The sequence below is a fragment of the Desulfotruncus arcticus DSM 17038 genome (genome assembly GCF_900113335.1).
Classification (GTDB): Bacteria; Bacillota; Desulfotomaculia; order Desulfotomaculales; family Desulfallaceae; genus Desulfotruncus; species Desulfotruncus arcticus.
Window position 1 is genome coordinate 40,601 of sequence record NZ_FOOX01000002.1, and the last position, 25,384, is coordinate 65,984.

General features: G+C 46.0%; 28 protein-coding genes. 19 read left to right on the plus strand and 9 right to left on the minus strand.

Annotated elements, in window-relative coordinates:
* Positions 1-87: 87 nt before the first annotated feature.
* The 4 genes from BM056_RS02740 to BM056_RS02755 all read right to left on the minus strand — a co-directional run bounded on the left by BM056_RS02740 (position 88) and on the right by BM056_RS02755 (position 2,382).
* The gene (locus BM056_RS02740) at positions 88-450 is read right to left on the minus strand and encodes a hypothetical protein (protein ID WP_092468520.1); all 363 of its coding nucleotides are present in this window, start codon (positions 448-450) and stop codon (positions 88-90) included.
* Between the two features lie 36 nt (positions 451-486).
* Entirely contained in the window at positions 487-903 is a 417-nt protein-coding gene (locus tag BM056_RS02745; protein WP_092468521.1) for a hypothetical protein, read from the minus strand.
* A gap of 44 nt (positions 904-947) precedes the next feature.
* Positions 948-1,970 (minus strand): replication protein, encoded by a 1,023-nt coding sequence (locus BM056_RS02750; RefSeq protein WP_092468523.1) that lies wholly within the window; start codon positions 1,968-1,970, stop codon positions 948-950.
* 178 nt (positions 1,971-2,148) lie between these two features.
* Positions 2,149-2,382 carry a helix-turn-helix transcriptional regulator gene (locus BM056_RS02755; RefSeq protein WP_114319265.1) on the minus strand — a complete coding sequence of 78 codons (234 nt, stop codon included), beginning with the start codon at positions 2,380-2,382 and terminating at the stop codon, positions 2,149-2,151.
* Positions 2,383-2,608: 226 nt separating this feature from the next.
* On the opposite strand from BM056_RS02755, the gene BM056_RS02760 reads away from it, so the two are divergent.
* On the plus strand, positions 2,609-2,815 hold the full coding sequence (locus tag BM056_RS02760; protein WP_435050947.1) for a YvrJ family protein: 207 nt from the start codon (positions 2,609-2,611) through the stop codon (positions 2,813-2,815).
* Positions 2,815-3,396, plus strand: coding sequence for a D-Ala-D-Ala carboxypeptidase family metallohydrolase (locus BM056_RS02765; protein WP_092468527.1), 582 nt, complete (start codon positions 2,815-2,817; stop codon positions 3,394-3,396). The genes BM056_RS02760 and BM056_RS02765 overlap by 1 nt, the downstream gene beginning before the upstream one ends.
* 63 nt (positions 3,397-3,459) lie before the next feature.
* On the opposite strand, the gene msrB is transcribed toward BM056_RS02765, so the two are convergent.
* Positions 3,460-4,449 carry a peptide-methionine (R)-S-oxide reductase MsrB gene (gene msrB / locus BM056_RS02770; RefSeq protein ID WP_238456278.1) on the minus strand — a complete coding sequence of 330 codons (990 nt, stop codon included), beginning with the start codon at positions 4,447-4,449 and terminating at the stop codon, positions 3,460-3,462.
* 494 nt (positions 4,450-4,943) lie between these two features.
* On the opposite strand from msrB, the gene BM056_RS02775 reads away from it, so the two are divergent.
* Together BM056_RS02775 and BM056_RS02780 are read left to right on the plus strand one after the other, a co-directional pair.
* Complete coding sequence (locus tag BM056_RS02775; protein WP_207648119.1) at positions 4,944-5,408, plus strand: MarR family winged helix-turn-helix transcriptional regulator; 465 nt, start codon at positions 4,944-4,946, stop codon at positions 5,406-5,408.
* A 90-nt stretch (positions 5,409-5,498) separates the two neighbouring features.
* Positions 5,499-6,608, plus strand: coding sequence for a 4Fe-4S dicluster domain-containing protein (locus tag BM056_RS02780; protein ID WP_092468529.1), 1,110 nt, complete (start codon positions 5,499-5,501; stop codon positions 6,606-6,608).
* A 485-nt stretch (positions 6,609-7,093) separates the two neighbouring features.
* Here BM056_RS02780 and BM056_RS02785 read toward each other — a convergent pair whose 3' ends face one another.
* Positions 7,094-7,342, minus strand: coding sequence for a hypothetical protein (locus BM056_RS02785; protein ID WP_092468531.1), 249 nt, complete (start codon positions 7,340-7,342; stop codon positions 7,094-7,096).
* A gap of 840 nt (positions 7,343-8,182) precedes the next feature.
* On the opposite strand from BM056_RS02785, the gene BM056_RS02790 reads away from it, so the two are divergent.
* The 11 genes from BM056_RS02790 (at position 8,183) to recQ (ending at position 19,111) form a co-directional block, all read left to right on the plus strand.
* Positions 8,183-8,407, plus strand: a complete 225-nt coding sequence (locus BM056_RS02790; RefSeq protein ID WP_238456303.1) for a transposase — start codon at positions 8,183-8,185, stop codon at positions 8,405-8,407.
* Between the two features lie 447 nt (positions 8,408-8,854).
* Positions 8,855-10,231 (plus strand): MATE family efflux transporter, encoded by a 1,377-nt coding sequence (locus tag BM056_RS02795; protein WP_092468533.1) that lies wholly within the window; start codon positions 8,855-8,857, stop codon positions 10,229-10,231.
* A gap of 140 nt (positions 10,232-10,371) precedes the next feature.
* The gene (locus BM056_RS02800) at positions 10,372-10,797 is read left to right on the plus strand and encodes a YaaR family protein (protein WP_165613340.1); all 426 of its coding nucleotides are present in this window, start codon (positions 10,372-10,374) and stop codon (positions 10,795-10,797) included.
* A 517-nt stretch (positions 10,798-11,314) separates the two neighbouring features.
* Positions 11,315-11,641 carry a PadR family transcriptional regulator gene (locus BM056_RS02805; protein ID WP_092469216.1) on the plus strand — a complete coding sequence of 109 codons (327 nt, stop codon included), beginning with the start codon at positions 11,315-11,317 and terminating at the stop codon, positions 11,639-11,641.
* Positions 11,642-11,691: 50 nt separating this feature from the next.
* Positions 11,692-13,266, plus strand: coding sequence for an MDR family MFS transporter (locus tag BM056_RS02810; RefSeq protein WP_092468537.1), 1,575 nt, complete (start codon positions 11,692-11,694; stop codon positions 13,264-13,266).
* 14 nt (positions 13,267-13,280) lie between these two features.
* A complete protein-coding gene (locus BM056_RS02815) occupies positions 13,281-13,850 on the plus strand; it encodes a TetR-like C-terminal domain-containing protein (RefSeq protein WP_092468539.1) in 570 nt (189 codons plus the stop codon).
* Positions 13,851-14,048: 198 nt separating this feature from the next.
* On the plus strand, positions 14,049-15,641 hold the full coding sequence (locus tag BM056_RS02820) for an oleate hydratase (RefSeq protein ID WP_238456279.1): 1,593 nt from the start codon (positions 14,049-14,051) through the stop codon (positions 15,639-15,641).
* Between the two features lie 55 nt (positions 15,642-15,696).
* Entirely contained in the window at positions 15,697-15,834 is a 138-nt protein-coding gene (locus BM056_RS26000) for a hypothetical protein (protein WP_165613341.1), read from the plus strand.
* Between the two features lie 87 nt (positions 15,835-15,921).
* Positions 15,922-16,182, plus strand: a complete 261-nt coding sequence (locus tag BM056_RS02825; protein ID WP_092468543.1) for a helix-turn-helix transcriptional regulator — start codon at positions 15,922-15,924, stop codon at positions 16,180-16,182.
* A 35-nt stretch (positions 16,183-16,217) separates the two neighbouring features.
* Positions 16,218-16,748 carry a small multi-drug export protein gene (locus BM056_RS02830; RefSeq protein WP_238456280.1) on the plus strand — a complete coding sequence of 177 codons (531 nt, stop codon included), beginning with the start codon at positions 16,218-16,220 and terminating at the stop codon, positions 16,746-16,748.
* Positions 16,749-16,963: 215 nt separating this feature from the next.
* Positions 16,964-19,111: a DNA helicase RecQ gene (gene recQ, locus BM056_RS02835; RefSeq protein WP_092468546.1), complete on the plus strand. Its 2,148-nt coding sequence runs from the start codon at positions 16,964-16,966 to the stop codon at positions 19,109-19,111.
* On the opposite strand, the gene BM056_RS02840 is transcribed toward recQ, so the two are convergent.
* Entirely contained in the window at positions 19,101-20,081 is a 981-nt protein-coding gene (locus tag BM056_RS02840) for a biotin synthase BioB (protein WP_092468548.1), read from the minus strand. The two genes, recQ and BM056_RS02840, sit on opposite strands and share 11 nt — an antisense overlap.
* A gap of 29 nt (positions 20,082-20,110) precedes the next feature.
* Positions 20,111-20,518, minus strand: coding sequence for a PadR family transcriptional regulator (locus tag BM056_RS02845; RefSeq protein ID WP_092468550.1), 408 nt, complete (start codon positions 20,516-20,518; stop codon positions 20,111-20,113).
* Positions 20,519-21,023: 505 nt separating this feature from the next.
* On the opposite strand from BM056_RS02845, the gene BM056_RS02850 reads away from it, so the two are divergent.
* A complete protein-coding gene (locus BM056_RS02850) occupies positions 21,024-22,019 on the plus strand; it encodes a cation diffusion facilitator family transporter (protein WP_092468552.1) in 996 nt (331 codons plus the stop codon).
* Positions 22,020-22,082: 63 nt separating this feature from the next.
* Entirely contained in the window at positions 22,083-23,060 is a 978-nt protein-coding gene (locus tag BM056_RS02855; protein WP_092468554.1) for a cation diffusion facilitator family transporter, read from the plus strand.
* Between the two features lie 34 nt (positions 23,061-23,094).
* Here BM056_RS02855 and BM056_RS02860 read toward each other — a convergent pair whose 3' ends face one another.
* Positions 23,095-23,613 (minus strand): DUF3231 family protein, encoded by a 519-nt coding sequence (locus BM056_RS02860; RefSeq protein ID WP_092468556.1) that lies wholly within the window; start codon positions 23,611-23,613, stop codon positions 23,095-23,097.
* 85 nt (positions 23,614-23,698) lie between these two features.
* Between BM056_RS02860 and BM056_RS26525 the strand changes: the two genes are divergently transcribed.
* Entirely contained in the window at positions 23,699-23,980 is a 282-nt protein-coding gene (locus BM056_RS26525) for a hypothetical protein (RefSeq protein WP_092468558.1), read from the plus strand.
* A 344-nt stretch (positions 23,981-24,324) separates the two neighbouring features.
* Positions 24,325-25,218, plus strand: a complete 894-nt coding sequence (locus BM056_RS02870) for a class I SAM-dependent methyltransferase (protein ID WP_092468561.1) — start codon at positions 24,325-24,327, stop codon at positions 25,216-25,218.
* Positions 25,219-25,384 lie beyond the last annotated feature (166 nt).

The window sequence follows — 25,384 nt, forward strand, 5'->3', positions numbered from 1 at the left end:
ACGTATTTATAAACTTGGCCCTTTTTAAATTAACCTGCCCGTTAGCTGAATAACACCATCTGTGTAAAATACCTGCCCGGCTATTGATTAAAATTTAAATTCTTTGATCACTTTCCCGGGCGGCGGGATGTCCCCGTCGGCTTCGGAAAAGGTTAGCAGGTCCTCGTCCGGTGTTTGGCAATCAACTGCTTGATCCTTATCTCCGGTGGGAGCTAGCATGGCGGCGGCACCCGCCTGGGTGTCCATCATGTCCAGTAAATTTAGTTCCGCCGGCTTAATGACCACGTACACCGGTTCGTTGGGATGAAACTGGCGCAGCTCCAGCAGGTTTTCATTAGTCAGCTCAATATCGCCCAAATTCACCCGGATGGACTGGACCCACCTGTTGCCCACTACTTTGTTAACAATTTCAATTTTTTTAATTTGCGCTTTAAAGTCGGCTTGGCGCATTAATTATCCCTCCCGCTGTAATAATATCTTGGCAGCTTAAACCACCCCGGCCTTTTGCAGTTCCCGGAACATAAACTGGCAGGCTCTGGGGGTTCTGGCCAGCCGGGCCGCGACCTGCTCATAGTTCTGTTTCTGGCGCCCCACCAGCAGCGCCAGCCGGAACAGCTCGGCCTCGCTCCAGGCATGTTTGGTTTTGCGCCCGGGCCGGGCATTGAAGGCACTGATCCTCTGCCGCAGTTCGCCTGCCTGCGCATTATCCGCCTGAGCCGGTAGGGAGCATGGCGATAATTGTGCCCCGACAGCCGCGCCGGAGGCGGGGCAGGCGGTGGGGGTACAGACGGGATGCCCTGTGTCGCCGCAGCCCCGGCTATCCGCAAGGCTGTCCCAAAATACCCGGAGGTTGTTTTTCAGCACCTGCCCGTGCCGTATGTCAACTTTAATCAACAAATCCATGTTCTCACCCCGTTTTGCAACTGATTTAACTTTTAAAAGCTGATTTAATTCAGATACAATGATTTTAACAGCTGACGTTTTTGTTCCCGCCGGCGCAGCTCCCGCCGGTCCTCCGACCGGCTGACCCATTCAGCGTAGGGCCGGTCCGGGCCCAGAAAATTAGCTGCGTACTTGATATAGCGCGGCTCGGTGCCGAGCTTTTGGCAGTGGGCGGCGTAATTTTGGGCCGAGTGCAGCAGCTTGGCCGCACTCAGGCCTTCTTTCAGCCTGTCCAGCCAGCACCGGTAAGCCCGCTTTTGCTCTGCCTTCCGGGGATAGGCTGCCCAGAACGCTAAAAATTCAGAGTTGTATTCGCCTGCTTTGCCGGCCGGTGGTCCGGTTCCAGGCGCTTTTAAGCTGCCGGCGGCTTTTCCCACAGCCGGCGACGACCTCACACCTTCCTTCCGTATGCCGTACCGTAACGGAATTACAGCTTGATCTTCTTCCTGCTTTGGGGAATATAAGGGGTTATGATATTCTTTTTTTAATATTTCTTTAAGTTTTCTTTCGGTATCCTCCCGGCCCTTGCCGTTGTTGGCCTCCGGCCGCCGGCGGGTTGGTGTTTTACCAACTTCCCGGTTGGTGTTTTGCCAACTTTGTGGTTGGTAATTCACCAACTCAGACTGTGCTTTACCGCCCGGATTGTTATCCGTGGTTGGTAAAACACCAACTGCTTGAACCCCGAGGTTGCTGCAAAGGATTTTGTTAAATTTTTCCCTGACGTCATTGCGCAGTGGCAAGGTCTGCCACTGGCCGCAGTCCTGATTCAGGCCAACCCGTTTCCCGTCGGTAAACAGAACCCGGGCCTGCACCAGCAGGTTGAGTTCCCTGGTGATGTCGCTCTTATCGATACCGGCCACATTGAAATCACCCTTGCTCAGGACGGCGTATTTCCGGTTGCACCCGCAGCTCAGGCGGATGACCAGGAGAATTATTTTCAACTGCCGCTTGGTAAAGTTGGAGGTCAGAATAACCTCCAGCAGTTCGTTGGATATCCTGGTGAAATGATCAGTCTGAGGCTTGTCCATGCTTTTCACCTGCCGGTAATGGTTTTTGAATTTTGCCGGGGGCGAAAACCCCGGGGTACGTTTTCTTTAGCACCGTTAACTGACTGACCAGTCAGTTAACGGTGCTAATAGCGGTTGGGTAAATTTTCATTCTTGCGGCGGGTTGTAAACTGCCGGCTGTTGCTTATCTTTGCCGGCCTTAGGGTTTATTTTGCGATCTGTGAGCGCTAGGCCCAAAAAAAATATCGTCTGTTGCCACGCCAAAGAAACGGGCAATTGCTCTGGCATTTGGTAAACCGGGCACCCTTTTCCCGATTTCATACATGCCGATGGTGCTGGCCGGGATATTCAGCCGTGCGGCCAACTCCCTTTGCGTTAAGGCAGGCTCGTGTTGCTTCCGCAGTTCCGCTAAAGTCCATTTGGGCTTAGTCACTTTGTTACCTCCTTTTATTTCAAAACGTGAGCGTTAAGAATATTGTAATCACGATATGCAAGCGTGTCAATATAAAATTTGGCAACATGTCACAAACAGTGAGCGGATCTTGGCCAAAAAATTATTCGATCACTGTAAGCATTTGTGCTAATTTAAAACCGGTCGGGATATCCGGTTTTTTCCACAGGCAGTGGAGTACCGGCCGTCCAGCTGCCAAAAAAATTAAGTGAGGTGCCATGCGGTTATGGAAGAACTGATGAAACTGATTGCGAATTACGGCTTTCCGATGGTGGTGGCGGGATTCCTTCTAGTAAGGCTGGAGCCGCTGATTAAGGAGCTGCAAAAATCCATTACACTGCTGACGCTGGTGGTGGCCAGGCAGTCGGAGGTGGATGTGGAACAAATGCGCCGGATTGTGGAAGGCGGCAGCTGATGCCGGCCCCGGGCGATAGCGGCGCGCCGGTGCAGGAACTGCAGCGGCAGTTGGCCGCGGCCGGCTTTAATCCCGGCCCGGCGGACGGGGTGTACGGTCCGCGCACCCGTCGGGCGGTTATTCAGCTGCAGCAATTTTGCTGGCTGGCGGTGGACGGCATAGCCGGGCCAAATACATTAAAGGCACTGGCATTGCTCCTGCCTCACCGGCCCGTGCCCGGCCACCGCCTCAGCCCGCACTTTAAGGAACAAGAATTCGCCTGCCGCTGTTGCGGAGTGGTTCGGGTTAACCTTTACCTGGTGGAAATGCTGGAGCAGCTGCGCGAACGTCTGGGCGGCCGCCCGGTGACTGTCACCTCCGGCTGCCGCTGTGAGGCGCATAACCGGGCCGTTGGCGGCGTGCAGCAAAGCCAGCACCTGCCGGGCAACGCGGCGGATATAGTTGTCGGTGGCATTGCCCCGCGAGAGGTTGCTGCTGCCGCCAGCGAACTTGGTTTTCCGGGAGTGGGACAGTATTCCGGCTTTACGCATGTTGATGTCAGGCCGGGCAATCCCGCCAGGTGGACCATTACAAGCCCCTGAACCGGTGCTTTTTTTGTAAAAAGCAAGAATCACTTACTGCCGGCAGGCCATTATGCAAAGAGTTCAATTCTGAAATAAACTGAGATATTCTCCATAGCCTTCTTGCTCCATTGCTTCTTTAGGGATAAATCTTAAAGCCGCTGAGTTGATACAGTAGCGCAGGCCCGTTGGAGCGGGGCCGTCGTCAAATACATGGCCCAGATGAGAGCCGGCCTTGTTGCTTCTAACTTCTGTCCTAATCATGCTATGACTGGTATCTTTTTTTTCGTGAACTATATCCGGGTTCAGCGGTTTGGTGAAACTGGGCCAGCCGCACCCGGAATCGAATTTGTCTTTGGAACTAAACAAGGGCTCCCCGGAAACGATATCAACGTAAATGCCATCCCGCTTATTATCCCAGTATTCATTATGGAAAGGCGGCTCCGTTCCGTTATTTTGGGTTACATCATATTGGATTGTGGTTAGCCTTTTTTTGAGCAGTTTCTTGTCGGCGTCCTTTCCCCAGTGTTGTTCTATAAAGCTTTCACGCCCCGAACCCCGGCGGTACATGCCATAGTGTACAGGGTTTTTTTCGTGGTAGTTTTGATGATATTCTTCGGCTGGATAAAAAGTGGAAGCCGGGATTATCTGCGTTGCAATCGGCAGGTCAAAAAGGCCGCTTTGCTGAAGTTCTTTTTTAGAAGCTTCCGCCTTTTGCTTTTGGACATCATTATGATAGAAAATAGCTGTTTTATAGGTGGGCCCGCGGTCTGCAAATTGACCGCCCGTATCGGTCGGGTCAATTTGACGCCAGTACCGGTCGAGTAATTTTTCATATGAACAAAGTTCCGGGTTAAAAGAAATTTGTACCGCTTCATAATGCCCCGTAGTTTTTGAGCATACTTCTTCGTAGGTGGGGCATTCTTTATGTCCGCCCGTATATCCGGCAATCACACTAATAACCCCCGGTATCTGCTTAAAAGGGGCTACTAAACACCAAAAGCAGCCTCCGGCAAAGGTTGCCAGCTCCAATTCTTTGGCATCGTTTTTAATACAGTTCAAATCACCGCTCAATTCAGATCACCTAACTTTCACGTTATGGGATGCGAGCTTCCAATTTCTGTATGAGTGATTCAATAAGTTTGTCATATCTCCTTGCCTCCCAGTGGATGCACTTCCTTCTCCTCTGTCCCGCCGGTTTAATTACATAACAGTAGTTTAACCAAAATTGAATAACACCTTAATATTATATCCATACCAGACCTTGAAGTATTACACGATTTATGAGATGTATCGCGCTTAGATTAAGTTGGCTTGTTTCAGTAACGAAAGGTAATGTGCTACTGTTTGTCTGGATATTCCTATTTCCTTGGCAATTGTATCTTGCACTACGATATTACTCCAACAGTAAACAGCTTAATATTTTTCACCGGGTAATGAAGCTTGGACTGGCACCGGCGCCTTGAAATGAGTTAATTCAAGGTGTTTTTTAAGCTTTTGGGCCTTGATTAATGGCAAAAATGTGTATATACTCATATTAATTCTTGAATTGATAGAGGCGTTAGTATATGCGTACTGAAACTACGAAGGATAATTTCAAGGAAATATCCAGGACAATGGGCAAGGCCTGCGTCTGCTTCAACCTGCGCAAGGCCTCCAGGCTTCTGAGCCAGGTCTATGACCAGGCGCTGAAGCCGTCTGGCATAAAAGTAACACAGTTTTCTTTAATGATGGCGGTGGCCGGGAATGACGGCATAACGATGGGGAAGCTGGCCCGTCCGCTGGGAATGGACCGGACCACTTTAAGCCGCAACGCCAGGCTTTTGGAAAAAAAAGGGCTAATAGAAATAGGAGAGGGGGAAGATCGTCGTGAGCAGGTGTTAAACCTTACTGAAAAGGGAGCCGGGTTGCTGCTGGAGGCCATACCCATATGGGAGCGGGTCCAAAAGCAGTTGACTGAGAAACTGGGTGAAAAGCGCTTGGATGAACTTTTGGGAGACCTGCGGGAGGTAGTACGCGAGTCCAAACGCTGAAAAAGGTTTTTTTTACAGTGAAAAGTGCATATACACATATTAAAAGATCGTAAGTTGATTAATTATTTATTGGCAAAGGAGGATATGTTAATGGGACATTTGGTTCATGACAAAGACCAGGTTTATCAGGTGTTGGCCCAACGCTTGAACAAAAATCCAGTGGGGGCGCCAATCAACGATACTTTAATGGCCATTCTGCATCGTCTCTATACTGAAACGGAGGCCATGGTGGGCAGCAAATTTCCTTTGGTCCCGATGACGTTGGAGCAGATTGCCGGCATGACCGGGATTAAAGAGGCGCAATTAAAAACAATTCTGGACGGCATGGCCGACAAGGGTTTGGTGCTGGATATCCCCCGCAAGGACACTTTTTATTACATGCTGGCTCCGATGGTAGTGGGATTTTTTGAATATACCTTCATGCGGGTACAAGATAAAGTGAAATTAAAGGATTTGGCCGAGTTATTTCAAAGCTACTTTAACAACAAAGAAGTCAGAGATGAATTCTCCGGCGACGGCACCAGAATGATGCGGACCCTGGTATATGAAAGTCTGATACCTGTTGCCGTGGAAACAGAGGTTTTAACTTACGAACGGGCCAGTGAAATTATCCGGCAGTCCGGTGGGGGAGCAATTTCCATCTGTCCCTGCCGCCATAAAGCAGTTCACCTGGGCAAGTCCTGCGGTGCGCCCCTCGAGGTTTGCACTTCCCTGGGCAGCGCCGCGGAATGGATAATCCGCAGAGGTATGGGCAAACCGGCCACGGTGGAGGAATTACTGCAGGTGCTTGATCAAACAGAAAAACTCGGCCTGGTCCATAATTGTGATAACGTACTAAATAAGCCCGCTTACATCTGCCACTGCTGCGGCTGCTGTTGCGTAATTTTGAGCGGCATTAAAGAACCCGGGAAATATGCCACGCACCCGAGTAACTTTTTCCCAATATTAGAAGCGGAAGCGTGCACAGGGTGCGGAACTTGCGCCGACAGCTGCCATATACGGGCCATCACCATGCAGGACGATAAAAACGGCGCGGAAGTTCCGGTTGTGAATAAAGATGCTTGTATTGGCTGTGGCGTATGTGCCTCCGCCTGCCCCACCGGTTCGTTAACCATGTCCCGCCGCCCGGAGCTGCACGTTCCCCCGGATAATGCCAAAGAAAAGTTCTTAAGAATTGCCGGGGAGAAGGGCAAGATTTAACCATAGCTGTGCTAAGAAGACGAGAATGACAAGGACAAGGGACGGGGTTGGTGATACTCACCAACCCCGTCCCTTGTCACCCCTATGCTGCAGTTTCCTTAACGGGAGTTTGTTTTTGGGCTAATTAATGTTTTTTCCGGCTGTAACTGATATAATTTAAGTGGTTGCTGTTAAATACAGCATGGGAGCGCTTATATTAAATAATTAATAGTTCATAGGCTGGTAACGGCGGGGTCGGGTAAGGATCAAAAAACATGAGACAAACTTTTTCGTTGAAGGAAAAAAGACAGCATTTCTTAGCTGTTTTATGGCCTATTTTAATAAGTATTTTTTGATTTTCCCATATATCACTTGTTTTCTGTATTTTGGAGCAATTACGATTCTAAAGCTTTTTAGAACCACCTGCATAGCAGGTGGTTTTCGTTATACAAAAATATAAAGCTACCGCGCTACGGTAGCTTTACTTGTAAACGAATTGTAATTAACTATAATGAAGTTAAAAAGCGGTCAGCTATGACATCCAAACAGTCAGCTATGACTGCACAGATACAATCACAATCGACGAATTTGAATTTCCTGTCTGCCATCGTAATAGCTATTAGAATATTGCCTTTAACAGCCACGACTTTCACCAGCTCTTTGTCGCCTGATTCAAGTATTATAATAACTTTTTCACCCACTAAATCCTTTAAAATGCCGCATAAATTTTCGGGAAAATTAGGAATAAAGTTCATTATCCAGTTCCCCCCTTACCTATATTTACTATATTATATGTTGGGAGGTAAAAATTGTTCTTGCTGCCGATAAAAAAAGCGCGTTTGACCAAGTATAAGCATTATTTTATCTGTTAAAACCAATGAGTTAATCTCAAATTTCGTTTACCTGGTTTTTATCCTTTCCCACCAGATTATATCTCCCCAAGCATATCATCAACAAAACCACCCCCCCGGGAACCTGCTTTATTCAGGTTCCCGGGGGGGGGTTGTATATAAAAACAGCAGGACATTAGTTTAAGTTTTCGGCCAGTTCCTTCAGATCCTTGGACATGCCCACGATTTCATTTACCGAGGCGGCGGTTTCTTCAACTGAAGCCGACTGCTCCTCGGAAACAGCGGCTATTTGATTGCATCTTCAATCAATTTATCCTGAACTGTGGTGGCTGAAAAACGCCTAATGTGCCGATTACTGCTCCGTCAGCGTTAATAATGGGGGCTGCCAGAGCCCTTTTGTTTTATTAAAAGGCTTTTCCGAGTGCTGTTTTTCGGTGACAAAATGAACTTAATCAGTAACATTATGACAAATATCATTGACAGAATGTTAACAATACCAATCAGGCGGGAGTCCCATCCCCGCCCTGATATATATTTATATAATTTTTTATGACAAAGAGGGTATCAGGTGTTAAAATATCGATTGAAAGTTTAAACGGCTGTTATATTGGGCCAGGTCGCAAAAAATACGATAGAATAGCATTGTTTCGTGCTCTGGCACTTAAAAAATTAATTGGACTGCCTACGACTAAGTCGTTGGTTAGATGTTTATTTTATCCTCCGCTGCTAAAGGATAACCCACGCATGTTTTGTACCCCCCACCGTGGTAGGCGTGCCTGGTTTGAGTTTTACAGTCATCGAACTTCTATTGAAAGATTGTTTTCCGTACTCAAAGGTCATCTAAGCATGGATCGCCTAACTAAACGGGGGATAGACAAAGCGTTTACCGATATTATGATTTGCCTTATTACATACCTGACTGGAACTCTTGTTCAGCTTAAAACTAGCTCTTTAGCTAATGTAGCGTAATTATTTTAATTGGTTTTACCGGTGTACACCTGCAATGGGGATTTTTTGTGCTTTTTTACCAACAGCTTTATGCCAATTGTTTTTATAAAGCTTTTTAATAGGATTTTAAAATTAGCCCCCGGTTTTTAGGTGTTGTCACAGATTATCCGTTATAATTTTTGAATTTTGCAATTGGCTCTTATGGTATCATTAATCGAAAGACCACTGGCCGGAAATCCGGTTTCCGGTTTTTATGGTGACAAAGTTTTAAAAATGCTGAGGTGTGCTGTATTGAAAATTAATCCCCAAGAAATTTGACTGAAGAACTTATGAATACCCAAAAAAGAATATAACGATAGCAAGCAAAATTGAAGAAATAATAGGATTATTATTAGACCTGTATACATAACGGTTTATTATTAATGGGAAGTCCGACCGGTTCCATTTTTATTGCAAGGATTAAAAAACATGAGACAAACTTTTTCGTTGCAGGAAAAAAGACGGCATTTCTTAGCTGTTTTATGGCCTATTTTAATAACCCAGCTTGGGGTTTACGCAATGATTTTTTTTAATACGGTAATGTCGGGTAACGCAGGTGCCGACGATCTTGCGGGGGTGGCCATCGGCGCCAGCTTTTGGATGCCGCTGTCTACCGGTATAACCGGCATATTATTGGCGCTGACTCCCATTGTGGCGCACTATATGGGCGCCGGGCACAGGGAAAAGGTCCCTTTTGTGGTGTTGCAGGGCGCTTATTTAGCCGTTGCCCTGGCCTTGTGCGTCATTTTGTTTGGTGCTTTAACTTTAAAACCCATATTAAATAACATGCACCTGGATGCCGCTGTACGGGATATTGCCCTGCGCTACTTAAAGGGGCTTTCGTTGGGAATCATGCCTTTTTTTGTTTATATGGTGTTCCGCTGTTTTATTGAAGCCCTGGGACAAACCAGGGTTACTATGTTGATAACTCTAACTTCCCTGCCGATAAATTTTTTAATGAACTATTTGCTGATCTTTGGTAAGCTGGGTTTCCCCCGCCTGGGTGGTGTTGGCGCAGGCTATGCGACGGCCATTACCTACTGGTGCATTTTGCTCATGGCCCTGTATGTGGTGCATAGGGTGGAGCCCTTTGCGCTATTCGGTTTGTTTAAGAAGCGGTATGCGGTTTCTCCGGCGGCCTGGGTGGAACATTTGAAGCTAGGCGTGCCCATCGGCTGTTCCATTTTCTTTGAAACCAGCTTTTTTACCGGTGTGACACTGTTAATGAGCCGGTATGGCACCGCCACCATCGCGGCCCACCAGGCGGCGTTGAATTTTTCCTCAATGTTGTACATGGTGCCGTTAAGCATCTCCATGGCTCTAACCATCACCGTGGGGTTTGAAGTAGGAGCTAAAAGATACCGGGATGCCAGGCAGTATAGCTTGATTGGGATTTGCATAGCCCTTGGGATGGCCATTTGCTGCGGCATCGGGCTGCTGCTTTTAAATGAGCGGGTAGCCGGTTTATATACCAAAGATTTATCGGTGCTGTTGTTGACTAAGCAGTTTTTACTGTTTGCCATCTTCTTTCAACTGTCGGATGCCATTGCTACACCGATGCAGGGCGTGCTGCGGGGGTATAAGGATGTTAACTGGGCATTTTTTATTACCCTTGCCTCGTACTGGTTAATTGGCCTGCCGCTCGGGCATATCCTGTCCGTCTGCACCTCCTGGGGAGCTTTCGGTTATTGGATTGGATTTAACGCCGGGCTTGCCATGGGGGCGTCTTGTTTAATCGGCCGTATGATTAGCGTGCAAAGAAAATACCGGCTGCCTCAAATGTATCCGGGTTATAAGCAGTTATAAGTGAATAAATAGTATAAAACATCGCGTATGGCTTTCGTTTATGGCAGTGAACAGGCCGGCCGGCTTCTTAATTTACTGATTGGGTATCGGCAGCTGATTTTTCACAGTGATATAATTTTAGATAGCTGAGGTGTGCTGTATTGAAAATTACTCCGGGAACAAACAGAAACGTCCATACCACAACTAAAAAAGTTACTGCTTCCGCAAAAAATGAAAATTTTTCAGATTTCCTGCAATCACAGCACCAAAGGCAGTATGAAGTTGAAGTGGCAAAAATGATCGAAGATATTAAAAAAGCAGGAGATAAACTAAAAAATTCGTTAAGCGTAGTGGATGCCTGGGAGTATAAAAAGTTAATCAAGGAATACCTGCACTATATAATTAATAACCATTATGTGGTTAATTACACTCATAGCTTGCGGGCCGGGTTACTTTCCAAGGTGCATATTATTGACCAAAAAATACAAGAAATGACTGAAGAACTTATGAATACCCAAAAAAAGAATATAAAAATAGCCAGTAAAATTGAAGAAATAATAGGATTACTAATAGATCTGTATACATAATAAATCCGTATCCGTTTTACGTTTATGCTGATCATGCCGGGGAGGTGTATACCTTCTTTGGGGGAAGGGCGAGGGTTGCTGTAACGAAGCGCCCGCCCTTTTTTATTTTGTGCCCGCCTGTTTTCGCAGCCGTAATCTGCTGTTAATTCTGACGGCCTGTCTTTGCCGCTGAAAAAGGAGATAAAAAAACACCTTCCGGAAGGCTCTTTTTTCCTCAGACTTTATTCGTACTGGCATTATATTGCATATTGACCATATCGCGTTGGCAAGATAATCAAAAAAGATATTGACCCGGGCAAGATTTATCTCGTTAACCGCCGCTAAGACTCCCGCCTCTACAGGCGGGAGTCTTAGCGGCGATAAACTCGAAATAAGTGCGACTAAGGTTCAGGTGGGGTCAAAACCCCACCTGAACCAAGTCTTCTTTATTGATAAAAATAATAATGATATAATTAATAATAAAATCAATAATGAATAGGTGATTATTGTGCCAAAAAATGATGACCAGCAAACTCTGATGAGGCTCATTATTGGGTTATACATACTCAAGATACTTCAGCAGGGGCCCGCGCACGGCAACAAACTGGCAGGTGAAATCAAGCGGCGCACAGAGGATGCTTATACGCCCAACACAAACGCCTTGTACCCGCTGCTGCGCAAGATGGAAGAACGCGGCTATATAACCGGGGCATGGGATAGCCCGGTTACTCGCGGTAAGCGGGTTTATACCATTACGGATGCCGGTGTTGCCCGGATACCCGCATTGGAATTAATGATGGAAGAACGACTAAAACAGGCCGAACAGAGGATTGCAATTTTACGAACGGATTTACTGGGACATTAACGTTTGTCAGATGAGCTGATAAATTTTTTACTGCCGAAGGGTGTGATTTTTTGAAACAGCAAGAGCAAGCAGCTTCTAACAACGATTCCTTCTGGCTGCCGCTGTTTATAGTGGTTATCGGCGCTTTTGCGGCGATATTGAACAACAGCTCCATCAACGTGGCGCTGCCCAAAATGATGACTATTTTCGGAGTGTCGGCGGACGATGCCCAGTGGATTTTAACCGCGTATATGTTGACTTCCGGAGTGGTGATCCCAGTTACCGGATATCTTGGCGACCGCTTGGGCACCAAGCGGGTTTACCTTATCTGTACGGCGGTTTTTACTCTCGGCTCGGTACTGTGCAGCCTGGCCTGGAACAATAGCTCCATGGTGGCGGCCAGAGTGGTACAGGGCATCGGTGGCGGGGCCATGATGCCGGTAAGCATGGCTATCGTCTACAGGATCGTCCCCCGGGAGAAAATCGGTCTGGCACTCGGGGTCTGGGGTATGGCGGCAGTGTGCGGACCAGCTATCGGGCCGACTTTGGGCGGCTATATTGTGGACCATCTAAACTGGCGGTTTCTTTTTTCAATGAATATTCCCTTGGGGGTTGTCGGCCTTATTTTAACCCACCTCCTCATTGCGGAAGGCCCCCTGCGCCAAAACCTGAGATTTGATTTATGGGGTTTTATTTCCGCCTCTTCGGGTTGCTTTGCCCTGCTCCTGGCACTGAGCGAAGGGACAGCTAAGGGTTGGGGTTCTTATTATATAGTGTCTTTATTTACCTTTTCCTTCTTTGCCCTGCTTCTCTTTATAATTGTGGAACTCAACCATGATCAGCCCATGCTTGACCTGAGGCTGTTTAAAAGCGGTGTTTTCTCAATCAGCGTCTTTGCCGGGAGCCTGATTACGGTCGGCCTGTACGGAGGAGTCTTTTTGATCCCCCTTTTTACCCAGGACCTGCTGCTTATGACTCCTTATGAAACCGGCCTCCTGCTGATGCCAGCCGCCATTGTGACAGCAATAATGATGCCCGTCAGCGGCTTTCTCTTCGACCGGTTCGGCGCCAAAATCCTGGCTGTGGCCGGTTTGACCCTGACAGCCTGGGGGACCTGGGAATTTCATAACCTCAGTTTGAACACAAGCAATCATAGCATCATCATCTTGGCGGTAGTGAGATCTTTAGGCATGGGCCTGGCGATGATGCCCATTACCACCGCCGGAATGAACTCTATCCCGGTTAACCAGGTGGGCAGGGCCTCCGCCCTGAACAACGTCAGCCGTCAGGTTGCCGGTTCCTTTGGCATTGCTGTTCTTTCGGCGGTAATGCAAAACAGGCAGGTTTTCCATGCCGCCCGTCTGTCGGAAGGCCTCTCTGTGCATTCCGCCGCCGCCGGCCTGATGGCCCAACTGCAGGGGTATTTAGCCCATGCCGGAGCGGGAGCGGCGGCCAAAAGCACCATGCTGGCGGTGTTAAGCGGGCTTATGGCCAAGGAGTCCCTGGTTCTGGCCATAGACGACACTTTTATTGTGGCGGCGTTGTTTATATTCGTTGCCATTCCTCTGGCTTTTTTACTGAACAAGCCGGAGAAAAAGGACGAAGCTCCGCAGGCGCCGGCGGACGCAGTGGCCAGGGAGGCTTAGCAGAGGGGGGTAATATGTCCAGTTCTCTAATCACCAAGAAAGCTCTTGCCGATTCATTAAAGGAATTAATGCGGGATATCCCCTTGAATAAGATTACGGTCAAGAATATAGTCGACAAGTGCGGCCTTAACCGGCAGACCTTTTACTATCATTTTCAGGATATTTTTAATTTGGTTGAATGGATTTATCAAACCGAGGCGGTTGAAAGTATTGCTCAATACAGGAGCTACAGCACCTGGACAGACGGCTTTTACAAAATTTTTTTGTATATAGAAAACAACAGGGCCTTTTGTCTTAATACCCTGAACTCCTTAAGCAGGTCTCATCTGGATATGTACCTTTATGCTGTTACCAATGACCTGCTTATGGGGGTGATTAACGAAATTTCCTGCCATATGCAGGTTAAGGAAGAGTATAAGAAGTTTATCGCCAATTTCTATACGCTGGCCTTCAACGGGCTGGTAATTCAGTGGATGATGAACGGCATGAAGGAAAACCCGAAGCTGATCATTGAAAAACTCAGCGAGCTTATAGAAGGGAATTTTATCAAGGCGCTGCGGAGATATGAAGACAAGTCGTGCTAGACGGGTTGGGCGCGGCTTTTCTATACAAAAAGGCGCGAATGTATAAATATAATACAGTTTTACAGTAGAGTATGAAATCTATACAGCCTCCGGTTATTGATTATTTATATCATGTGGTTAAAGTATTATAGTTAATTTCGTTCCGAGATTGCGTATGGTCTTTCCCACAGATATCAAGTAGCTATGGAGGCGATTAAAATGAATAGGAAATATGAACACAAGCATGCGTATTTTGTGGGTGGCGGGCTGGCATCACTTGCCGGGGCCGTTTACCTGATTAGAGATTGTGCTTTCCCGGGGAAAAATATCCATATCCTGGAGGGAATGCCCATCCTCGGCGGAAGCAATGACGGAGCGGGAAACGCGGAGGACGGATTTGTTTGCCGTGGAGGAAGAATGTTAAATGAAGAAACCTATGAAAATATGTGGGAGCTTTTGTCCTCCATACCGTCTTTGGAGCAGGAGGGGGTATCGGTCCTGGAGGAAATACTGGCTTTTGACCATGCCCATCCGACCCATGCCAATGCCAGGCTGATCAATAAGGACGGCGAGGTACTGGACGTTACCTCCATGGGATTTGACAATGCCGACCGGATGGCGCTGGCCAAGCTGATGATTACCCCTGAAGAAAAGCTCGACAACCTGCGCATCAGCGATTGGTTTGCCAATACACCACATTTCTTTGAGACAAATTTCTGGTATATGTGGCAGACAACCTTTGCTTTCCAAAAGTGGTCCAGCCTGTTCGAGTTTAAACGCTACATGAACCGGATGATTTTTGAATTCTCACGTATCCAGACACTTGAAGGGGTAACAAGGTCACCATATAACCAGTATGAATCTGTTATCCTGCCCATGAAGGCCTATTTGGATGGTTGCGGTGTTGATTTCACCCTGAAATACACAGTAACAGATCTGGATTTTGAAGCCGGCGAAGATATTACCGTTACCGCAATCCATTATCGGCAGGATGGGGCAGAAGGCGTAATTAAGCTTGATAGGGGTGATTTATGCTTCGTAACCAATGGCTGTATGACCGATAACGCAGCTCTGGGTGATCTGCACACTCCTGCCGGGATGATAGCTGAGAACCCTATTTCAGGAGACCTCTGGGCCAAAATTGCCGCCAAAAAGAATGGCCTGGGCAATCCGAAGCCCTTTTTTGGCAACGCGGAAGAGACCAACTGGGAATCTTTTACCGTTACCTGCAGAGGTGACAAGCTGCTTAAAATGATTGAAAAATATTCCCGCAACAAACCCGGCAGTGGCGCGTTAATGACCTTTAAGGATTCCAACTGGCTGATGTCCATCGTGGTTGCCGCGCAGCCCCACTTTAAGAATCAGCCCCCGGATACCACAATCTTCTGGGGTTATGGCCTGTACACCGGCAAGGAGGGCAACTATGTCAAGAAACCCATGCGTGAATGCACAGGTGGGGAGATACTGACAGAACTGTTGCATCATCTGCATTTTGCAGAGGAAATTGATGCTATTATGGATACCGTGGTTAATGTCATCCCTTGTATGATGCCGTACATTGTGGCGCAGTTTCAGCCCCGGGCAATGAGCGACCGCCCGCAGGTGGTACCCGAAGGCTCCACCAACCTGGCCATGATCAGCCAGTTTGTTGAAATTCCCGAGGACATGGTGTTCACGGAGGAATACTCCGTCCGTGCTGCCAGAATAGCTGTTTATACGCTGCTTGGGGTTAATAAAAAAATCTGCCCGGTAACTCCTTACAGGTATGATATAAGGGTACTGTTAAAGGCACTGAATACTTCATTTAGATAAGAATAAAGTATCAAGCCTGACCTTATGCCAAGGGGACGGGATTGGTGACACGCTGATGGGTGTCACCAATCCCGTCCCCTTGGCACTTTTTGTTGCAAATCCAGCGCTGGCATCACTGATCGGGCAGGGCAAGCTGAAAGGCAGCCTGAATTTTTACCAACAGGGCTGTTTTCTATTGACGAAATGGAAATAATTATTAACATTATGACAATTATCATTGATAAAATGTTAATAACACATTACATTATAAATAGTCAATATTGCATGAGGGGTTGCAGCAATGCTACAAAACCGGGTTAAAGAATTAAGAGCAAGGCATAATTTAAACCAGTCTGAATTAGGAAAATTGGTAGGGGCAACTCGCCAGACAATTGGCATGATTGAAAAAGGAGACTATGCACCTTCTGTCGCTTTGGCGCTTAAGATTTCGAAAGCATTTCAATTACCTTTGGAGGAAGTTTTTTGGCTGGAAGAGGAGGAGAAAAATGGGCCAGTTTTTCACTTATTGGTTGGAGATCAAGAAATTGCAAGATTAGATTAATATAAAAAGGTGATGAAATGTTGGTAACTTATTTATTGGTTTTTATATTAGCCGGCATTCCGCTGGTTGAGCTGGTTGTTGTTGTGCCACTGGCGATAATTGGCGGGCTGTCGCCGGTACCTGTAGCTGTACTGGGTTTCTTGGGAAATGCGTTGACCGTCATGCTGTTAATTGTTTTTATTGAGAGGGTAAAGGGCTGGATGAGGTCGAGAAAAAAGAAGCGTATCGGTGAGAGAGAGCATGTCGGGGAAGAGTTGCAGAACGGTGAAGAAGTTGATGCGGAGCAAGATTCCCAAAAGGAAAAACGGGCAAGGGTTCTTTTTGACAAATATGGTTTGCCCGGGTTAACTATTTTCGGTCCGATTCTCGTAGGTTCCCACATTACCGCCTTTATGGGTATGAGCTTTAGCTCTAAAAGACACCTGGTATCCGGTTGGATGCTGGCCAGTTTAGGGTTGTGGACAATTGTATCCGCTGTCACGGCCAGTTATGGGGTAACTTTTTTTGTTCAGGATGTGGAGGAAAACGGATTTCTTATCCGCCTATTTCAACAATTAAATAATTAATATCGCTTATGGTGCATCCGGGTTAAGCCGGATTAATAGTAACCGCTAATACAGGCAGGAGTCCCATTCCTGCCTGTATTGCATTTGAATAATTTTTAATGATAAAAAGGGTATCTGGTGCTAAAATATCGAAATGATAAAATGATAGGTACATCTTGTTTAATTGGCCGAATGATTGGCGGGCCAAGAAAATTCCGGCTAGGGAGTAATTGATTATGATTAAAAGAGCGAAGGAGCTATTGCAGAAATATTTTGGCTACGATGATTTTCGTAAGGGGCAGGAGGACATTATCGGGAGCATCCTGGCGAAGCGGGATACCTTTGCGATCATGCCCACGGGGGCCGGCAAGTCATTATGCTACCAAGTTCCCGCGCTGCTGTTGGAAGGAGTGACTTTGGTCATTTCTCCCTTGATTTCTCTCATGAAGGATCAAGTAGACACGCTGGAAAACATGGGCATACCCGCTACTTTTGTCAACAGTTCCTTAAGCTATGCTGAAACTGCCAAAAGAGTTGACGAGGTTAAGCAAGGAAAATACAAATTGTTGTATGTTGCTCCGGAACGATTGGAAGCCGCAGGCTTTACTTCCCTGATCAGCAGTTTGCAGCTAGCCCTGGTAGCTGTGGATGAGGCCCATTGTGTATCCCAGTGGGGCCATGATTTTAGGCCGAGCTACCGGCATATCCCGGCGTTTATCCAACAATTGCCCCAAAGGCCGGTAATTTCCGCTTTTACCGCCACGGCGACGGAAGAAGTAAAAAATGATGTTGTTTATTTATTAACCCTTAAACGGCCCAATATTTATGTCACCGGCTTTAATCGGGAAAACTTATTTTTTTCAGTAGTCAGGGGAGAGAATAAAAGAGACTTCGTTTTAAACTATGTGCGGGATAATAGTGACCGGGTGGGGATTATTTATGCGGCAACCCGGAAAGAAGTGGAAGGTATTTGTAAAGAATTAAAACGAGCCGGTGTAAATGCCGCCAAATATCATGCGGGACTTAGCGCCCAGGAGAGAAAGCAAAATCAGGATGATTTTATATTCGATAATAATAATATTATCGTAGCAACAAATGCCTTTGGCATGGGTATTGATAAATCCAATGTGCGGTTTGTCATCCATTATAATTTGCCGAAAAATATAGAGGCTTATTACCAGGAAGCCGGACGTGCCGGCAGGGACGGGGAGGCCAGTGAATGTATTTTATTATTTGCCTCCCAGGATATTTTACTGCAAAAATTTATGATCGAACAATCGCTGCTGAACCCTGCAAGAAAGAATAAAGAATATCAAAGGCTGCAGGAAGTTGTGGATTATTGCCATACGCCAAACTGCCTGCGTAAATTTATTCTGGAATACTTCGGCGAAGAAAATGTGCCGGAGCATTGTGCCAATTGTTCCACTTGTACCGATGACAGCCGGTTGGTGGATATTACGGTGGAGGCGCAGAAAATCTTCTCCTGCATTATTCGCCTAAAAGAGAGATTTGGCAGCACTGTAGTCGCCCAGGTGCTTAAAGGGGCTAAAAACAAAAAAATCCTGGCCCTGGGCTGTGACCGGTTATCTACCTATGGTATTATGAATGAATATACGGAAAAAGAAATTAAGGATATTATCAATATCTTGGCAGCCGATGGTTACCTTAGCCTGACCGCGGGGCAGTACCCGGTGCTAAGAATAGAAGAAAAAGCAGCGGCGGTTCTAAAAAACGGCGCCAGGGTCTATCAAAAGGTGCCAAAGAAAAAAGAACGGTTGACCGGGGATAATTCTTTATTTGAACTGCTGAAAAAATTACGCAAAGATATCTCCGCTAAAGAAAAATTGCCTCCCTATGTGATTTTTCCGGATAGCGCCCTGCAGGAGATGAGTAAACTTTACCCGCTGGATGCACGGGCTTTACTAAAGATTAAGGGAGTAGGGGAGTATAAGCTGCAAAAATACGGGGAGCTGTTTTTAGACTGTATCAGAAACTATGCTGCGGAAAACGGCATATCAAACGGCATATCGCTAGATGCGGCGGAAGCTGAAGCAAAAACGGAAAAAGTAAGCAATAAAGTTGATAAAACGCCGAGTCATTTAGTAACCCTGGAGTTGTACCAAACAGGGCTGCCGCTGAAGGAAATAGCCCGGCAAAGGGAAATCACCCTGACCACGGTGCAGAATCATATTATTCAATGCGCCTTGGAAGGAGCGGCTATAGACCTGGATGCTTTTATTCCCCGGCAGTATGAAGAGCAAATTTTACAGGCTGTCCAAAAGGTTGGCGGAGAAAAATTAAAGCCGGTTAAAGAACAACTGCCGGAAGAAGTAGATTACTTTGCAATTAAAGCAGTATTGTGTAAATATGGGGTCAGGCCTTGATACTAAGACCAATATCATACCCTGCTTCCCACAACATGTTCCAAGCTTGATTCGCAGAGAAGCCACGGTTTTTTTCAGTTTGCGATGCGGTATCTCTTGGATTGGCTCCATATTCTGCGTAAAGCTGGTTAACACCGGCTAATAGTGTCATTTGAGTAACCTCATGTGCATTCATAGCTCTTTGAGGGCGGGTAACAAGTCTGGCTACTGCAGCAATTTTGGTTAATTCTATGGCAGGAATTTGACCTTTATCGTACAAGGGGGACCCTTTTACGGGTGTACGTCGCATAGCTGCCATAACTTTAGCATTATAATCCCTTGCTCTAAGCATTTCTGTTGCTAATTCATCATATGAATGCTCAGGACCTATTGGTTCAACACAATAATATAAATCCAAACCGGCATCACGAATAGCATTGAGAGTGCTTATTCTAATTTCCGGTTTTATGGTAGTATCAACACCTTCTTTTAAACGATTTATATGATAAGCTCCGGTAAATCCTAGCTCCTTGAGTTTCTTAGCTGTTTCATAGTCAAAATCCCCTATATTGGCAACAAATCTAATATTGTCAGGCAAGCGTTTTCTTACGTTTTGAGCAATATCCATAAAATCATTAACTGGATAATCTGCGGTAGTCATCAGGAAAAAATCATTAATTCCATCGGCAAGCAGCAAATCTAGTTCCGCTAATATAGTAGCTGTATCTTTTCTCCAGGAGTCGGGCAATGAATAGTGATTTTGTCCCATTGAACAGAATTTACAATTAACTGAACATGGTTCTGCATTAATCCCTATTTGGGCAAAAACCAGCCCCTTATTACTGTATTCAGTGCGAGATAAGTAATTAGCAGTGGATAGTAATTTGTAAAAATCATCAGTGAGGCAATTAATATTTAATAGGGTGATTGCCTCATCTTTGTTTAACATCTTACCATTTTTGACTGACTCCAATAAGTTAGGCACCAACATGCATTTTCCTCCTTGGCAGATTCTAGTTACTAATCCTCAATTTGCTTAAGATTGTCTTTACCACACTTGGTTTTAGCGTATACCTCGCGAATTTCTTCAACCATCATTCCAATGGATTGATGGTATTCTTCCAAAGTAGCAATCCAGAGTGAAAGACATTTTAATCCCGTATTCGTAAGATGGTAAAATTTTTTTGCCGGTGGCGTCTCAATCATAAACCAGGATGATTCAACCAAACCCCGCTGTTCCATTGTTTTAAGAAAACGATATACACCGGTTCTATCCGGCTTATGTCCTTTAAACATTGGTGATTCCGCGATTCGCTGGATAATTTTATAGCCGTATAGGTCTTCCTGGGCCAGAATCGCCAAAATCAACGGCTGAATAAATTTGTCAAGGTTACTTCCCGAACAGGGGCATTTGTTAAAATCCAGCATGAGATATTCTCCTATAGTAGATATAGTCTAATATCAGTAATATTAGTACAAATTAACTTTTATTTCAAGTTAAATCTCAATGGTTAATAAATCTCAGTCCTTCCTTTTGGCGGGAAGTCTACCGTGTCCCTGAAATCAGGGGCACGTCTCCGGGGGCTTAAGAACTTCTGTTATTTTGTATGAATGACCTATTTTAAGAATTAGACACTTATAAACCCCAAAACGTCTTATTAGGTGTAACGCTTAACTGTACGGTTTGGCAGGTTATGTTTATAATATAATTAAAGTGATTCCGCTGCAGAATGTGGTATGTGATTCTAGTTTGTTTTACCTGTTAATATAATAAAGAAGACTTGGTTCATGTGGGGTTTTGACCCCACATGAACCTTAGTCGCACTTATTTCGAGTTTATCGCCGTTTAACTCCCGCCTGTAGAGGCGGGAGTCTTAGCAGCGGTTAACAAGATCAAATGAAATTATAATAACGAAGGAGCTGGTTTTCCATTATGGATGCGGACCCATCGGGTTCAGGCAGGTTTAGATTCAGCGCATTTTCCAATCTGGGTTTATTTGTTATCAAAGGTTCACTTGCTTTATCATGCGGTAGTGCGGCACTTTATGCCTCTACCTTGTATTCTTTGAGCAATACCGTAAATAACGTAATGTCCATGCTGGGTATAAAAATGGCTTCCCGCCCGGCGGACTTGGAGCACCCTTTTGGATATGGCAAGGAGCTGTATTTCTGGACATTTATTGCCTCAGTTTTTATGCTGGGGGTTGCCAGTATGGGGTCAATTAGTCAAGGAATTGAGCACATCAAAGAACAGGTGACGGCAACTACCAGTGTCTGGCCCATGCTAATTTTGCTGGTGGCTTTTGTTTATGAGTGTTTTCTTTTTAAATCCGCTCTTTCCATAACCCGTCTTAAAAAGCGTGGAGAAAGCAAATTGGTTATCAATAGCCAATATAATATCTTAAAAAGAAGCAATAACCCGGCCAATAAAATGCTGATTTGGCAAAGCGGGGCTTCCGTGGCGGGTACGGGGATAGCTCTGGGAGCCATGCTGGTAACCCACCGGACAGACAGTTATTTATTTGACGGTATTGCCTCCATTGCCGTGGGGATTTTATTGGGCTGTATGGCCTTAATGCTTGCCGACCGGCTCAAGGACTTAATTATCGGCCGCTCGGCCGGTCCGGGAACTATTCAGTTAATTGGCGACCTCGCCATGCAGGTGCCCGGTGTGACGGATATCCGTGAAATTAAAACCATGTATGTTGGCGCCCGGTCATTGCTGGTTAACATGGAAATAGAGATAAAAAATTGTTTGGATGTACAATCCGCGGAGAATATTTCCGACGAAATTGAGAGGGTTGTCAAAGACGCCTTGAATATTGTAACACACATAAACATTGAGATAATCGCAGATGATATGGTACAGGACTGGAGAAGAAAAACTGTTTCTTATGCTGATTTAAAGTCCCTCAGTGAGGTTATTTAATAAAGGAACCTGCCTCTTTTTGTGGGGCAGGTTCCTTTCTATCAAAAAGGATGGTGCTGATAATTGGACGCAGCCGGCTATAAAGCCGTATGGATCGCCCTGTTTGCCAATCTGTCAATTTTCTTGACCAAAGCCGTTGCCGCCTGGATAGGTGACAGTGCCGCCATGTTCTCAGAAGCCCTGCACTCGTTGTCGGACCTGGTGAACAGCATTTTTCTGCTTATTGGTATGAAAATGGCTTCCCGTCCTGCCGATATGGAGCACCCTTTTGGTTACGGCAAAGAGGTTTATTTTTGGTCTTTTATCGCTTCGGTTTTCATGTTTGGTGTTACCAGTATGGGTTCATTGACCAGGGGATACCACCAAGTGGTTGACCCTCACCCAATTGCCGCCATTGAACTTATCACCATCGCCCTGCTGCTGGCCATGATCTTTGAAATGTTCGCTGTAAGGGCTGCGATGCGTGCCGTGGTTAAGGATGTTGGTGTACAAGCTCGCGGCTTCAAAGTTTTAGCCGCGTCTATTAAAAATATCAACAGAGTGGCCAATCCGGCAGTAAAGTTTGTGTTCTTTGAAGATGCGGCAGCTCTGATCGGAGTTGTTATAGCACTGATGGCAGTACTCGTCAGCGAGCTTACCAACAATATCGTATATGATGGTATAGCATCAATTATCATCGGTGTCATGCTGGGAGCTTTAGCCATTATGCTGGCTTACGAGAACAGGGATATGATTGTTGGTAGGGCTGCCCACCCCAATATTATAAAACGTATTGGGGATGTTGCCATGAGCGTTTCCGGTGTTGTCGACGTAAAAGATATAAAAACCATGTATATAGGGGCACATTCGTTATTGGTTAATATGACCCTGCAAACCAAACCAAGGCTTAATATTGAAGTAGCTGATGATGTAGTAGATGAAGTTGAGAGAAAGATTATTAAAAAAATCAGCATTGTAAAAGAGATAAACATTGAAGTGGAAGCTGATGACTATGTCTTTGACTGGCCAAGGCAAAAAAAGAATTTTGATGAAATAGTATAAACAATACAATCGGGATACTATTTTTTACTTGGGTTTATATCCTATAAGCGGGTGGTTCTAGAATCCAGCCTTTAAGTTGACCGTATGAAAAAAATTTATCATATAAATCGATCTCTTTCATTAAATACGTTTTAAATAGTTCTCTAAGTTTGGGTGAGGTAGACTCCACAAAAGCCGATGAAGCGATGGGTATAAATACACTGATTCCACCAAGTATACGCGTATATATATATTCGTCGTTAATTTCTTCAACTTTATATGAACTGTCGGAACCCGCAGGCGGTCTTTTAGGTAAGGGGATGCCATATGTCATCATTATTTTCTCTAATTCGGCAACTTCTGACTTCAGGACCTTTAAGCCCTGATTTAAAATTAGCGATAAATCAGGGCTTACGACAAAATTATTAAAAAGATCTGTGGTTTCAATTATCTGATATCTTGATACCAGCTGGGCCCATAGGTGTTTTACTTCCACAACATTTATTTCCCGTTGTAAAGTATTCTGCGCTTTGCCAATATCGGAAATTTTTTCAATTTGTTCTAGAATCTTCACAGTTTACTAGCTCCCTTGTTAAGATGTATTTTAAATTTTTTATTACTATGTTCTTCAGTTAATACAATTATGCAAATAGATTAATATGCTATTTCTTGCTTCCGCCGGAATCACTATCTGTCCTTGGCCGGGTTATTCGCGCTTATGCGGAACCGGAAAGAATGAAAGTTGGCTGTGCATTGCAGGGTATTTCGGCGGAATCATTGACGAACTGCTGATGCGCATAGTGGACATGATAATAGCCTTCCCGTCAATTATTCTGTCTATTGCCATTATCGGCATGTGGGGCTATCCACTGTCAATATCCATAAAGGAGAAAAAGAAGCAAAGTACCTTCAGCACCTTAAGGATAAAAAATTTCTATTGACAAACTTGAACAATAATTGTAGCATTTACGTAATAATACGGTTTTAAAATTGGTTTAAATGTACCTTCATCGAAAAATAATGCCAAATAAAAGATATACAGTAAAACCACGAAGGTTGCTGTAAGATGAAGCATGCTTTTGTGGTTGTATTTATGTTTATGTTAATTATTAGTTATTGACCGAAGTCATCCGAATTAGATGGTTTTATACTGTTAACTTTTATTCAAAATATGCATATCAAAAATGGATATAAAAAATATTAACCATGAAGGTTGATCCTCTGAAAATTGGGGGTGCTTCATGGTTTTATTTTTTCGGCAATTAAGTAGGAGGGAGGATCTATAATGCAGTTATTTCCCAACAGCAGCCCGGAATTCTGGGTACGGCTGTGGCAGGAGGCCCGGGAAAATTCTCCGATGGCCCGGCGGCGCTGCCGCAGCGAGCAAGAAATGGTGGATAATTGGAGCCGCCGCGCCCGGTCGTTTGCCCGGCGCACCGGTAATGCAGGGGGACAAGGGAGGCAGCGGGCGGCGCTGGACCTGCTGGAGCAGGAGGGAGTCCTGGGACCGGAGGTCCGGGTGCTGGACATTGGGGCCGGGCCCGGCAATTTCGCCATCCCCATGGCTCGTTTGGCCGGGCAGGTAACGGCTCTGGAGCCCGCCGCCGAGATGGTGAAGATAATGGAGGCTAGGGCCGGGGCCGAGCAGCTGGAAAACATTACCGTCATCCGGCGTACCTGGCAGGAAATACAGCTGGAGGAAGACGGGCTGGCCGGTAAGTTTGACCTGGTGTTCGCTTCGATGACACCCGGAGTGCGGGACCCGGAAACGCTGCAAAAAATGATTGGGGCCTCGCGGGACTACTGTTATTTAAGCGGCTTCTCCGGACGGCGCTGGGGAGAGGCGCACAGTGAACTCTGGCGGCGGTTCTTTAATGAGGATATCGGCGAAAGCCCCGGGGATATTATTTATCCTTTCGGCCTGCTCTATGCCATGGGGTACCGTCCCAGCCTGCGTTTTGCCGCCGGGCGGCAGGTACAGGAGCAGACGCCGGAGGAAGCAATTGAAAACCTGGTAAGATTTTTCTGGGGCTATCTGGATATTACGGCCGGGGTCAGGCGGGAAATAGAAGAGTATGTGCAAAAACGCGCCGGGGACGGCATTTTCCGGCAGCGAATCAACGGCTGCCACGGTATGATGCTGTGGCGGGTTGAGCGTGCGCCTGCCGCGCCGCAGTAAATAACAGCGGCGGAAAGGGCACCGGAATTAACGCCGGTGTGCTTGCCGGGAAACGGTATAAAAATTGGAGGCATAATTGCTTTGCTGTACAAACTCTGGAGATTGACCCGTCCCTCACCCGGCCTGCTTACCCTGACGGGGTTGCTGATTATACTGTAATACACTG